This is a genomic window from Actinoplanes awajinensis subsp. mycoplanecinus (assembly GCF_001509495.1).
Classification (GTDB): Bacteria; Actinomycetota; Actinomycetes; order Mycobacteriales; family Micromonosporaceae; genus Actinoplanes; species Actinoplanes palleronii.
Genome location: NZ_LLZH01000097.1, coordinates 1 through 12,062, shown reverse-complemented (window position 1 = coordinate 12,062; position 12,062 = coordinate 1). Strand labels below are relative to the sequence as shown.

At 72.1% G+C, this 12,062-nt stretch carries 11 protein-coding genes; 3 read left to right on the top strand and 8 right to left on the bottom strand.

Going from position 1 to position 12,062, the window contains the following annotated elements; translation table 11 throughout:
• Positions 1-2: 2 nt before the first annotated feature.
• Positions 3-773, top strand: a complete 771-nt coding sequence (locus tag ADL15_RS13315) for a MerR family transcriptional regulator (RefSeq protein WP_067689174.1) — start codon at positions 3-5, stop codon at positions 771-773.
• A gap of 34 nt (positions 774-807) precedes the next feature.
• Here ADL15_RS13315 and ADL15_RS13310 read toward each other — a convergent pair whose 3' ends face one another.
• The 8 genes from ADL15_RS13310 to ADL15_RS13275 all read right to left on the bottom strand — a co-directional run bounded on the left by ADL15_RS13310 (position 808) and on the right by ADL15_RS13275 (position 9,308).
• On the bottom strand, positions 808-1,863 hold the full coding sequence (locus tag ADL15_RS13310; RefSeq protein WP_067689172.1) for an ABC transporter permease: 1,056 nt from the start codon (positions 1,861-1,863) through the stop codon (positions 808-810).
• On the bottom strand, positions 1,860-2,753 hold the full coding sequence (locus ADL15_RS13305) for an ABC transporter ATP-binding protein (RefSeq protein WP_067689169.1): 894 nt from the start codon (positions 2,751-2,753) through the stop codon (positions 1,860-1,862). The genes ADL15_RS13310 and ADL15_RS13305 overlap by 4 nt, the downstream gene beginning before the upstream one ends.
• A 61-nt stretch (positions 2,754-2,814) precedes the next feature.
• A complete protein-coding gene (locus ADL15_RS13300; RefSeq protein ID WP_067689166.1) occupies positions 2,815-3,474 on the bottom strand; it encodes a response regulator in 660 nt (219 codons plus the stop codon).
• An 85-nt stretch (positions 3,475-3,559) separates the two neighbouring features.
• Positions 3,560-4,831 (bottom strand): sensor histidine kinase, encoded by a 1,272-nt coding sequence (locus ADL15_RS13295; protein ID WP_067689164.1) that lies wholly within the window; start codon positions 4,829-4,831, stop codon positions 3,560-3,562.
• 30 nt (positions 4,832-4,861) lie between these two features.
• Positions 4,862-5,221, bottom strand: a complete 360-nt coding sequence (locus tag ADL15_RS13290; RefSeq protein ID WP_067689162.1) for a MerR family transcriptional regulator — start codon at positions 5,219-5,221, stop codon at positions 4,862-4,864.
• Positions 5,222-5,601: 380 nt separating this feature from the next.
• Positions 5,602-6,186 (bottom strand): TetR/AcrR family transcriptional regulator, encoded by a 585-nt coding sequence (locus tag ADL15_RS13285; protein WP_067689744.1) that lies wholly within the window; start codon positions 6,184-6,186, stop codon positions 5,602-5,604.
• 15 nt (positions 6,187-6,201) lie between these two features.
• Positions 6,202-8,343 (bottom strand): YhgE/Pip family protein, encoded by a 2,142-nt coding sequence (locus tag ADL15_RS13280; RefSeq protein WP_232344070.1) that lies wholly within the window; start codon positions 8,341-8,343, stop codon positions 6,202-6,204.
• On the bottom strand, positions 8,340-9,308 hold the full coding sequence (locus ADL15_RS13275; RefSeq protein WP_067689160.1) for an ATP-binding cassette domain-containing protein: 969 nt from the start codon (positions 9,306-9,308) through the stop codon (positions 8,340-8,342). The genes ADL15_RS13280 and ADL15_RS13275 overlap by 4 nt, the downstream gene beginning before the upstream one ends.
• 112 nt (positions 9,309-9,420) lie before the next feature.
• On the opposite strand from ADL15_RS13275, the gene ADL15_RS13270 reads away from it, so the two are divergent.
• The gene (locus ADL15_RS13270; RefSeq protein ID WP_232344067.1) at positions 9,421-10,401 is read left to right on the top strand and encodes an LLM class F420-dependent oxidoreductase; all 981 of its coding nucleotides are present in this window, start codon (positions 9,421-9,423) and stop codon (positions 10,399-10,401) included.
• A gap of 376 nt (positions 10,402-10,777) precedes the next feature.
• Entirely contained in the window at positions 10,778-11,476 is a 699-nt protein-coding gene (locus ADL15_RS13265) for an ArsR/SmtB family transcription factor (RefSeq protein WP_067689738.1), read from the top strand.
• Positions 11,477-12,062: the final 586 nt, after the last annotated feature.

Sequence of the window (12,062 nt, the reverse complement as noted above, 5' to 3'; positions counted from 1 at the left end):
GCATGCTGACGATCGGGCAACTGGCGGCCTACGCCGGCGTCACGGTGCGGGCGGTGCGGCACTACCACCAGATCGGGCTGCTGCCCGAGCCGGAGCGGGACGCCTCGGGCTACCGGCGGTACGGCGCCACCGCGGTGGTCGCCCTGATCCGGATCCGCACGCTGGCCGACGCCGGCGTGCCGCTGTCCCGGATCGGCCCGATGCTCGACGCCGACCCGGCCACGTTCGCCGCCACCGTCGCCGGGATCGACCGGCACCTGCGCGACGAGATCGCCCGCCTGGAGCGCAGTCGCCACCGGGTCGCCTTGCTGGTCGCCGGGGACAGCCTGGCCCTCCCGCCGGAGGTGGTCGGCTACCTCGGCCGCCTCCGGGAGATCGGGATCTCGGAACGGATGGTCGAGGCCGAACGGTCCGGGTGGATCCTGGTCGCGGCGCGCTGGCCCGAGGAGGTCAGCGCGTGGATGCCGGGCAAGCTCGCGGAGTTGGAGGACCCCCGGGTGGTCCGGATGTACCAGCTGATGTCGGACGTCTTCGACGGCGACGAGGCCGACGACCCGCGCCTCAAGGAGATCGCCGACATCATGGCCGAGCTGGCCGAGCAGGCCGACGCCGCCGGCCAGCTCGACATGGGCGAACCGACCGGCGACGACCTGCCGTTCGACCTGATCGACGCGCTCGCCGACGAGGCCGACCCGCGGATCGAACGGATGCGGGAGCTGCTGCGCGAGCGCGGCTGGGCGCGGTGGACACGATGGGAGCGGCTCCCGGAGTGACCCGGGACGCCGCTCCGGTCGTACCGTAAAAAAATCAGGCCTTGCGCAGCGCGGCCATGAACGAGGTCTTGACCTGGGTCCGCAGCAGCGACCCGGAGTAGACCCGGGCTCCGACGCCCAGCAGCACCACCGTCGTGGCGACCAGCAGCACCAGCGCCACCAGCGGCTCCCACAGCGCCACGTCCCCGTCGAACAACCGGACCGGCATGGCGATCGGCGACGAGAACGGCACGAACGACAGCACCTTCATCGCCAGCCCGTCGTGCGGAACGCTGAGCACCGCGAAGAACGGGATCAGCACCAGCATCTGCACCGGCATCGTGGTGCTGGCCAGCTCCTCCTGCCGGGAAGCGAGCGCGCCCACCCCGGCCCACAGCGAGGCCAGCATCACGAAGCCGAGGGCGAAGAACGGCAGGAACCAGCCGACCGCCGGTGCGACCGCGCTGAGCAGTCCGGGCGCCGTCTCGGTGACGGTCATGCCGACGATCGCGACCAGGCCGAGCAGCGCCACCTGGGCGAAGGCCAGCGCGGTCAGCGCGGCCACCTTGCCGGCCAGCAGCGCCCGGACCGGCACGCTGGCGACCAGGATCTCGACGATCCGGGTCTGCTTCTCCTCGACCACGCTCTGCGCGATCTGCATGCCGAAGGTGAACGAGGTGAAGAAGAACAACATCGCGAACGCCAGCGGCACCACGATGGCCGCGACCGGGTTGACGTCGCTGGGGTCGAGCAGCCGGACCTGCGGCTCGGTGCTGAGCGCCCGCACCACGTCGTCCGGTTCCTCGTCCAGCCCGATCACCTCCGGGCCGGGCAGCACCGCCGCGTCGACCTCGCCGTCGCGCACCAGCTGCTCGGCGGTCGCGGCGTCCGGCACCAGCCGGGCCTCCAGGCCCTGCTCCTGCAGCACGCTGACCGTGGCGCTGTCGGTGACCGCGACCTTGGTGGGTCCGCCGTCGAGCAGCGCCGGCAGCAGCATCGACGCGAGCACGATGATCAGGAAGACCGCGGTGCTCCAGAGAAAGGCCTTGTCGCGCAGCTTGACCCGGATCTCCCGGGCCGCGACCAGCTTGGCGGCTTCGAACGTGGTCACTGGATCACCTCTCGGAAGATCTCGGCCAGCGAGGGGCGGACCGGGCCGAACGCGTGCACCGGGCCCCGGGCCAGGGCGGACCGCAGCACCTGCTGGTCCTCGGCGCCGTCACCCAGGTCGAAGACCGCGGTCCGGCCGTCCAGGTCGACCAGGGAGACGCCGGGTTCGTCGCGCAGCCAGCCGGCGTCGCCACCGACCTCGATCCGGAACCGCGGCAGGGTGTACTGGTCGCGCAGCCCGGCACGGTCGCCGGCCGCCCGGATCGTGCCGTCCGCGATGATCACCAGGTCGTCGCAGAGCCGCTCCACCAGGTCGAGCTGGTGGCTGGAGAAGAGCACCGCGGCGCCGGCGGCGGCCCGCTCGCGCAGCACGCCGAGCACGTTCTCGACGGCCAGCGGGTCGAGCCCGGAGAACGGCTCGTCCAGGACCAGCAGCTCCGGGTCGTGCACCAGCGCGGCGGCGATCTGCGCCCGCTGCTGGTTGCCCAGCGACAGCTTCTGCACGTGGTCGTCGGCGCGTTCGCCCAGTTCCAGCCGGTCCAGCAGGACCAGGGTGCGCTTGCGGGCCTCGGCGGCGCTCAGCCCGTGCAGCCGGCCCAGGTAGACGACCTGCTCCAGCACGCTCATCTTCGGGTAGAGGCCGCGCTCCTCCGGCATGTAACCGAAGCGGTGGCGGATCTCCCGGGTCAGCGGCTCGCCCTGCCAGGTCACCGTGCCACGGTCGGCGGCAAGGACCCCGAGGATGATCCGCATGGTGGTGGTCTTGCCGGCGCCGTTGGCGCCGACGAATCCGGTCAGCCGACCGGTCGTCACGGTGAACGACACATCCTTGAGGACCTGCCGGTCACCGAACGACCTGTCGACCGCGTCGACGGTGAGGACGGTGTTCATGCCGTAGACGCTAGGCGTCACGACCGCCCGCGGCGTCCGGCTCCCGGCGGAGGGCTGCGGGTCATCCCTGCGACGGACGCACGACCCCCATCTCGTACGCGAGGACGACGGCCTGGGTCCGATCCCGGGCGCCCATCTTCATCAGCACCCGGCTCACGTGCGTCTTCACCGTGGTCTCGCCCAGGTGCAACGCCGTGGCGATCTCCGCGTTCGTCGCGCCGCCGGCCAGCTCGACGAGCACCTCGTGCTCCCGCGGGGTCAGCTCGCCGAGGCGGACGCCCGGTTCCGGGGTCCGCTGCCGGGGCGCGCTGAACTCGGCGATCACCCGGCGGGTCACCGCCGGGGCGAGCAGCGCGTCACCGGCGGCCAGCACCCGGACCGCCTCGGTCAGCGCCTCCGGCGTGCCGTTCTTCAGCAGGAACCCGCTCGCGCCGGCCTGCAACGCCTCGAACAGGTAGTCGTCCCGGTCGAAGGTGGTCAGGATCAACACCGACGGACCACCGGCGGCGGCGATGCGGCGGGTCGCCTCCAGGCCGTTCATCTCCGGCATTTCCACATCCATCAGTACGACGTGAGGACGCAGCCGCAGCGCCATCTCGACCGCGGCGGCCCCGTCGGCGGCCTCACCGACCACGGTGATGTCGTCCTCCAACTCGAGGATGACCCGGAACCCGGACCGGACCAGCCGGTGGTCGTCCGCAAGGAGGACTTCGATGCTCACGCTGCGCCAGCCTTTGGCATGCTCTCCTGGCCCTCGCCTGCGAGACCGTCGTTCGGCGCAGCGCGGTGCCGCTCGGTGCAGTCGATCATGCCGTGCTCCCAACAGTCGACGAATACGGCAAGCGGACCCTGACGCGGAATCCGCCGGTGCTGCGGCGGCCGGCTTCCAGGGTGCCGTCGTGCACGGTGACCCGTTCCCGCATCCCGATCAGCCCCATCCCGCTGCTCCCCGCGCCGGTGCCGCCCCGGCCGTCGTCGGCGACGTCCAGCTCCAGCTCGCCGGCGAGATACCGCACGCGGATGTCGAGGGTGCCGGCCTGCGCGTGCTTGAGGGTATTGGTGACCGACTCCTGCACGATCCGGTAGGCCGCCTGGGACAGCGAATCGGGCAGCGCGGCCGGCTCACCGTACGTACCGAAATGAACCTCGAGACCCGCCTCCCGGGCCCGATCGGCGATCTCCTCGATCCGGTCGATCCCGGCGCCCGGACCCTCCACCGCGACCGGCGTGCTGGCCCGCAGCGCGCCCAGCATCCGGCGCAACTCGTCGACGGCGGTCCGCGCGCCGTGCTCGATCGCGGTCAGCGCGGTGACCGCCTTCTCCGGGTCCTTGGTCAGCGCCCGGCGGCAGGCGGACGCCTGGATGCCCATCACCGACACGTGGTGCGCGACCACGTCGTGCAGCTCCCGGGCGATCCGGACCCGTTCGTCGAGCACCGCCCGGCCGGCCGCCGCCTCCTGGGCCGCCCGCAGCTCGGCGGCCTGCTCCTCGAGCTGGTGCCGGCGCCAGACCGAGTGCCAGGCCGCGTCGCCCATCAGGTACGTGAAGCCGAAGTACACGACGTTCTGCAGGTAACCCACGAAGATCGCCGACCAGAACTGCGGCAGCTCACCGGAGGCGTCCGACGTCGAGACCGCGATGATGTCGCGATACAGCGCGTACGAGACGGTCAGCCAGGCGAACATCACCGCGATGATGACCAGCCGCACGATCCGCGCCCGCTGCCGGTCCGGCCCCCACGCGCCGAGCGTGTAGATCGCCGCGAACAGGGCGTACGTCGTGATCATCTGCTCCTGCGAGAACCGGACCTGCGCGATGATGAAGCACACCGAGATCACCACGGCGACCACGTCCGGGAACCGGCGGCGCCAGGCCAGCGGCAGCGTGGTGACCACCGCCCAGAAGATCTGCTCGGGGATCGCCGGGGCGTGGTCACTGTGGTAATAACCGGTGCTGCGCAGCAGGAACAGGCTGAAAACGGCGACCGCGGCGACCGCGAACCCGGTCCACAGGTCGCTGCGGCGCTGCCGGGCGGTCGGCCCGGGCCGGCGCCACTCTTCGATGGTCCACGATCGCATGCGGAAACGATTACACGTTTCGCCCCATGGTCACAGCCGGTGCTCCTCCACCTCGCGGCGGACCTGCATCGGGATGGTGGCGTCCTCGCCCGGCCCGAGGGTGCCGCCGAGCTCGTGGATCCGCCGGTGCGCGGCGGCCAGCCGGTCCTCCAGGGTGACCACCCGGACCGCGGCGGCCAGCAGAAAACCCTGGTCGAGCAGGATCCGCACCCGGGCCGCGAGATCGAGCTGATGCCGCGAATACCGCCGGTGCCCACCGGCCGACCGTTCCGGCTCGATCAGCCCGGTCCCGTCGAGGGTGCGCAGAAAGGCCGGGGTGACGCCGATCAGCTCGGCGGCCCGGCCCATGGTGTACGCCGGAAGGTCGGCGTCGTCGGCAATGCTGGGCATCGTCCCCTCAGACGAACAGTCCAGGGCCCCGGCGGGTAACCGGGGCCCTGGATTTTCAATTCTGTTGCCGACTCATCTGGCCGGCTCAGGCGGTCGACCGGCTGCGTGCCGCTAGCAGTCGACCGGAGTGATGTGCATCGGCTGCGATCACCTCTCGTCGGGTCGGGGACGTCTCCAATACGCGTTGCTGCGGTATTTCGTCCTCCTTCTCCAACTCAGCGTCTGTGCCAGTTGCAGTGCCGGCCGAAGCCGACGCAATGAACATATGCCTGTTCCCCGCCGATTTCTAGAGTCGCCGCTGTAGATTTTTTAGCCCCACCCCGACGTGACCTGCAATAACGCAAGCCCCCGTCAATGCCTGCAAGCACCGCCACCGGTTGTCACGCGACGCGGCGGACGATGGCCAGCAGGGCCTCCTCGACGTCCTCGATGGGGCGCTCCGGCTGGAAGACCAGCCAGTCCACCGCGACCACCAACCCCACGCCGAACAGCGCCGCCGACGCCACCCGCACGTCCAGCTCCGCCGGCAGCTCCCCCGAGTCCACGCCGGCCTGGACCGTTTCGGCGATCACGCCGATCGACTGCTCCCGGAGCAGCAGCAGGGTCTGCTGCCACTCCCGGTTCGTCCGCCACATCTCGGAGATCAGCAGCTGGGCGAAGGCCTGGTAGCGCCGGATGTACTCCAGCTGGGCCCGGATCAGCGCCCGCACCGCGTCGCGCGCCGGCAGGCCCTCGACCGCGGCGCGGAACTCGGCGGTGAGCAGGCCGACGCCGTGCCGCAGCAGCTCCTCGAAGAGGTCCGTCTTGGACTTGAAGTTGTAGTAGACCGTGCCCTTGGCCACCTTGGCGCGCAGCGCGATGTCGTCCACAGTGGTCGCTGAGAAGCCCTGTTCGGCGATCAGTTCGACCGCGGCCTCGTACAGCTTCTGGCGGGTGTCCTCACGCCGCCTGCTCCGCCCGTCCATCGCCATCAGACCAGGCTAGAGGACCAGATCGGGGTGCAGATCCGCGGAGCGCAGCCGGCGCTGCCGAGCGGCGACCAGCACGGTCAGCAGGAAGGCCACCGCGCCGAACCCGGCCAGGATCAGGGCGCCGTGCACGATCGGGGCGCTGTTGCCGCCGTCGACGGCGTGCCGCATCGCCTCCACCACGTACGTCATCGGGAGCAGCGGGTGGATCGCCTGGAAGATCCAGGGAGTGGTCTGCACCGGGTACGTACCGCCGGACGAGGTCAGCTGCAGCATCAGCAGGACCAGCGCGACGATCCGGCCGGGTGCGCCGATCGCCGCCCCGATCAGCTGCATGATCCCGGCGAAGACGGCCGCGGTGCCGAACAGCAGGCCGAGGCTCACCCACGGGTGGACCGGGGAGAGCCCGAGGCCGAACCGGACCACGACGTACAAAAGCAGTGCTTGAACCAGGCCCATCAGCACCCCCGGCAGCAGACCGGCAAGCGTGACCCGGGGGGCCGGTGCGCCGGAGACCAGGTAGCGCCGGTTCAACGGGCGCAGCAGCATGTAGTTGATCATTGCGCCCACCCAGAGGGCCAGGGCCAGGAAGTACGGGGCGAAGCCCACGCCGTACGTGCCGGCCGGGTTGCGCACCACCCGGTCCAGCGAGACCGGGTCGGCCAGCACGCCGGAGCGCTGCGACGCGTCGTCGTACGCCGGAATCTCCTTCGCCCCGTCGGCCAGCTTGTCGGCCAGCTGGCCGGCGCCGTCCTGCAGGTCGGCCAGCCCGTTCGCGATCTTGTGGCCGCCGGTGGACAGCGTGGCCAGCCCGGAGTTCAGCTCGCGGGCGCCGCTGGCCAGCCGGTACACGCCGTTCCTCAGGTCGGTCGCGCCGTCCGCGGCGCTCGCGGTGCCGGTCTTGATCTTCTGGGCGCCGGCGGACAGCTTGTTCAGCCCGCTGGCGAGCCGGTCCACCTGGGCGCGCGCGGTGGCCACGTCGTCGGCCAGGTGCGGCGCGGCGGCGGCGATCGCGCGGGCGTCCTTCGCCACCTCGCGGAGCCGGGTGCGCAGCCCGTCCAGGTCGGCGGCGGCCACCTTGCGCTGGATCCGCGTGGCGTCGGCGACCAGCCGCGACGCGAGCCGTTTCGCGTCGGCCAGGCCGGGGGTGTCCTTGGGCAGCCCGTTCAGATAGCTGCGGAGTTCCTTGGCGTCGCTGAGTGCCTGGCCGGCCGCGTCGTCGATGGCGCCGACGTTCTTGGCGAGCAGGGTGGCGCCGTCGGCGACCAGGTTTGCGGCGAACTCGATGGTCTGCGCGTTCTCCCGGAGCTTCGGTTCGACCTTGTCGGCCACGCCGTCCACCGCCGAGGCCAGCCGGTTGCCCCCGGCCGCCGCCTCGGCGAGCTTCGCGGACAGCTGGGTGGTGCCGGACTCCAGCTCCTTCAGGCCGTCGGCGAGCTTGTTCGCGCCGCGCCCGGCGTCACCCAGGCCGTTGGCGATCTGCCCGGCGCCACGGTGCGCGTCGTCGATGCCGGCCGCTTCCTTCTGTGCGCCGGAGTGCAGCTTCCCGGTCGCGTCGGCGATCTTGCCGGCCGCGTCGGCGGCCTTCTCGGTCTGCGCCTTGAGGTCGGTGAACCCGATCAGCATCTGGTCGTAGTACTTCGCCGACGCGCTGGCCGACGCGGCCGACCGGACCTCGTCGAACGCGGTCCGGGCGAAAACGCCGGACAGGTAGTTGGTCGAGTCGTCGCTGACCGCGCTGAGCTGCGCGTTCTCCGCGGTCTTGGCGTCGTTCGGCGCGGCCGCCAGGTTGCCGGAGAAGTCCGCCGGGATGCGCAGCTCGATCTGGTACTTGCCGTCCTCGAGCCCGGCGTCGGCGGTCCTCGCGTCGACCAGGTGCCAGTCGAAGACCTCCCGCTCGATCAGCTTGTCGGCCAGGTCCCGGCCGGCCTGCACGGTCTTGCCGTTCTGGTCGGTGGCCGGCTTGTCCTCGACGACGAGGGCGGCCGGGATGTGGTTCAGGTGGCCGTAGGGATCCCAGAACGCGTAGAGGTACAGCGCCCCGTAGAGCAGCGGCACCACCGCGAGGACCGCGAGGGCCGCCGCCGTCAGCCGGCTGCGGGTGAACCGGCGGAGCTCCAGCCCCGCCAGGGAGATCGTCGACAATCCGGTCACTGTTCTGCCCGCTTCCCGCCGTCATGGCCGCTCTCGACACGGCCTTCGGCCGATTCCCCGGCGTCCGCCGCCGGTCCCGCTTCCACCGGGGCGTCCGCATCCCCCACTCGCGGTTGCTCTTCCGGTACGACCGGAGCCACGTCCTCGGACTGCGCGTCGTCGTGCGGCGCGTCGTCGTGCGGCGCGTCGTCGTGCGGCGCGTCGTCCGGAGTCGCGTCGTCCGGCTGTTCCGCGTCCGCCGCCGGGACGTCCGCGGTCTCCGGGGCGGGCTGATCCGTTGCGGTCAGCGCGATCGGCTCCTCGGCCGCGGCGGGCTCGGCCGACACGTCCGGCTCCCCCGCCGCGTACTCCGCCGCGGTCAGCACCACCGCCCGGCCCGCGTCCCCGCCCTGCGGGTCGTTCAGCCGCACCACCCGGTCCACCCGAGCGGGATCCACCTCCCGTGCCGTGACCAGCACCGCGACCCCCGCCGCGGTCAGCTCCCCGAGCAGCCCCCACAGCTCGGCCCGCTCCCGCGCGTCCAGCCCGGCGTCCACCCCGTCCAGGGCCACCAGCGCCGGCGACGACAGCCCGGCCAGCACCAGCCCGAGCACCTGCCGCTGGTACGGCGTGAGATCCCGCCCGCGCAGCTCCGGGTCGAGCCCGTGCAACGGCACCGAGCCCGCTTCCCGCTGCGGACGGCCGAGCAGGGCGAGCCGTTCCTTGACGTGCTCGTGAACGGTGAACACCGGTTCCGGATCGTTGACACCGGCCACGTGGCCCAGCACCGCCGTACCACGGTGGTCGATTTTGCCCTGGGACAACCGCAACCGGCCCGCCAACGCCAGCACCGCGCTGGTCCGGCCGCTGCCCGGTGGACCGACCACCGCGACTGTCTCGCCCGCCTCGACCACCAGGTCGAGATCGCGGACGAGCCAGCGCCGATGGTGCCGGACCCCGGCGGCCGTCGCGCTCAGCACCGACATGATGTCCCCCAAATTGAACTGACCAGTCAGTGCAAAAAGATACCCACCGCGGCGCGTCGGGATATCCACAGGTGGTGGACATCACGACGGTCGGCCCGGCAGGATCGGGACCATGTCGATGCGATGGGGCATGACCGTTCCGCTCGGTGGCGTTTCGCTCGCCGACCACGCCGCCGTCTTCCACGGCCTGGCCGACGCGGGTTTCACCGACGCGTGGACCGCCGAGGTGGCCGGCACCGACGCGTTCACCCCGCTCACCCTCGCCGCCGCCTGGGAGCCCCGGCTGCGGCTGGGCACCGCGATCGCCCCGGTCTACACCCGCGGGCCCGGCCTGATGGCGATGACCGCGGCCGCGCTCGCCGAGACCGCGCCCGGCCGCTTCCAGTTCGGCATCGGCGCGTCCTCCCCGGTGGTGGCCGGCGACTGGAACGCCGCCGACTTCGTCAAGCCGTTCGCCCGCAGCCGCGACATGCTCCGCTTCCTGCGGGCCGCGCTGGCCGGCGAGGTGGTCGACGAGGCCTACCCGACGTTCACCGTGAAACGCTTCCGCCTGGAGCGCCCGCCGGCCGTCCCGCCGCAGCTCATGCTCGCCGCGTTGCGCCCGCAGATGCTGCACCTGGCGGCCGCCGAGGCGGACGGCGTGATCCTCAACTGGCTGTCCGCCGCCGACGTGCACACCGCGCTCGCCGAGACCAAGCAGGCCGGCCCGGACTTCAGCGTCGCCACCCGGATCTTCGTGGTCCCGACCGACGACGCGACCTACGCCCGCGCGGTCGGCCGCCGGCTGATCACGTCGTACCTCACGGTCCCGGCCTACGCCGCGTTCCACCGCTGGCTGGGCCGCGAGGAGCTGCTCACCCCGATGTGGGAGGCGTGGTCGGCGGGAGACCGCAAGGGGGCGCTGGCCGCGATCCCGGACTCACTGGTGGACGATCTGGTGGTGCACGGCGCTCCGGACGAGGTGCGGGCGCGCGTGCAGGCCTATGCGGACGCGGGCGTGACGATCCCGGTGATGGCGCTGCTCCCGACTCCGGAGTTGGAGCGGGGCGGGATGCCGGCGCTGAATGAGCTGATCACCGCGCTGGGCCGGTAAACTTCAAGATCAAATTCTTGGGGTCGTGCGTCCGCCGGGGTGCGGATCGTCGCTCCCGCCGGGACCCCTGCGGGCTTCGCTGGCCGCCGGCGCGTCCAGAACGCGAAACCCTCCGGGGCGACGTCCGCGGGTGGTCGCGGAAAACCCCTGGTGGTGCCGGCCGTCGAGCGTGTTGCGGTTTCCACAGTTCGGCGTCATCCACAGCCCCTCAGCCCCCCCCCCCCCCCCCCCGCCACACTGTCCAAGGGGGAGCCCCCTGGGAGGGTGGGCTTTTGTGTGGGCGACTCCCGGTGGATCTTGACCATTGGCTGTCCCGGCGGCTGGCGGGCGAACAGTTCGCCGGGGACCGAAGCGTCGCCGCCGGAGAATGGGCGGCATGACTGACGCGTCGGGGCTCGCCGGGTTCGCGGCACTGCTGGCCGACCGGACCCGCGCGGCCATGTGCCTCGCCCTGCTCGACGGCCGCGCCTGGACCGCCGGCGAGCTGGCCGCCCACGCCGGAGTGGCCCGGTCCACCGCCACCGGGCACCTGGACCGTTTGATCGGCGGCGGCCTGCTCACCGAGGCCCGCCAGGGCCGGCACCGCTACGTCCGGCTCGCCGATCCGGGTGTCGCCGCCCTGCTGGAGGACATCACCGCCCGCCTGGAACCGGGCCTGCCCCCGGCTCGCGGCCTGCGCGCGGCCACCGCCGACGCGGCCCTGCGTCGCGGCCGCACCTGCTACGACCACCTCGCCGGCCGCCTCGGCGTAGCGGTCACCGACGCGCTGACCAGCACCGGCCGGCTCGACCAGTCCAGCGGTTTCGCCCTCACCGACGAGGGCCTGACCTGGCTCACCGACCAGCTCGGCGTCGCACCGGACCAGCTCCGGGCGAGTCGCCGCCCGCTGGCCCGAGCTTGCCTCGACTGGACCGAACGCCGCCCTCATCTCGGCGGCCTGGCCGGCGCCCGGATGTGCGAAACGTTCCTGACCCGCGAGTGGCTGACCCGCATCGGCTCCGGCCGGGCAGTCCGCCTCACCCCGGCCGGCCGCACCGCCCTCCACACCCTGCTCAACCTCACCGATCTCGACTGACCCCGATCTCCGCGCCCAGGCCGGGGCCGGTCAGCAGCCCAGGAAGCTCGGTCGCCCGGGCCCGCTACGCGCAGGTCAACAGCCCGCGCAGTACGTGCATGCGAGTCGGCGGGGAGCCGATGAACGCACGCAGAACAGGCCCTCGGGGCGGTGAGCGCACGCGAAAAAGCGGCCCCGGGGCGGTGAGCGCACGCGGACCGAGACTGCGTGCGCTGACCGCCCCTATGGGGGCGCCGACAGTCCGCGATCCAGGATTGCGTGCAACTGCCGCCCCTCGGGTCCGGCAAGAAACGTCGGGTCGTGGTGCGATGCAAAGGGGTAGCCACGGCACATCGATCGGCCAGGCATGCTCGCGCGGCGACCCCTGGCCCGCGTGCACCGCCGCGAAATCCGCGCCCGGGCGGGGCCCAACCGCGCTTCCGGTTCCCGGCTGGCGCTGAGGGCTGCCTCCAGGCGCGTGAAACAACCCTCAGCACCAGCCGGCGGTCGACAGCTGGTGCTGGCGGTCGCCTCCGAACCCTTGAGGCAACCCTGAGCACCAGCCGCGAGTGGCGGGCTGGCACTCAGGGGTCCCTCCCCGCCAGTG

What these genes read in the sequence shown, in the direction of transcription:
- ADL15_RS13270 (WP_232344067.1), top strand. Translation starts at nt 9,421, where the DNA reads ATGTCGATGCGATGGGGCATGACCGTTCCGCTCGGTGGCGTTTCGCTC.
- ADL15_RS13275 (WP_067689160.1), bottom strand. Translation starts at nt 9,308, where the DNA reads ATGTCGGTGCTGAGCGCGACGGCCGCCGGGGTCCGGCACCATCGGCGC.
- ADL15_RS13290 (WP_067689162.1), bottom strand. Translation starts at nt 5,221, where the DNA reads ATGCCCAGCATTGCCGACGACGCCGACCTTCCGGCGTACACCATGGGC.
- ADL15_RS13285 (WP_067689744.1), bottom strand. Translation starts at nt 6,186, where the DNA reads ATGGACGGGCGGAGCAGGCGGCGTGAGGACACCCGCCAGAAGCTGTAC.
- ADL15_RS13265 (WP_067689738.1), top strand. Translation starts at nt 10,778, where the DNA reads ATGACTGACGCGTCGGGGCTCGCCGGGTTCGCGGCACTGCTGGCCGAC.
- ADL15_RS13295 (WP_067689164.1), bottom strand. Translation starts at nt 4,831, where the DNA reads ATGCGATCGTGGACCATCGAAGAGTGGCGCCGGCCCGGGCCGACCGCC.
- ADL15_RS13305 (WP_067689169.1), bottom strand. Translation starts at nt 2,753, where the DNA reads ATGAACACCGTCCTCACCGTCGACGCGGTCGACAGGTCGTTCGGTGAC.
- ADL15_RS13315 (WP_067689174.1), top strand. Translation starts at nt 3, where the DNA reads ATGCTGACGATCGGGCAACTGGCGGCCTACGCCGGCGTCACGGTGCGG.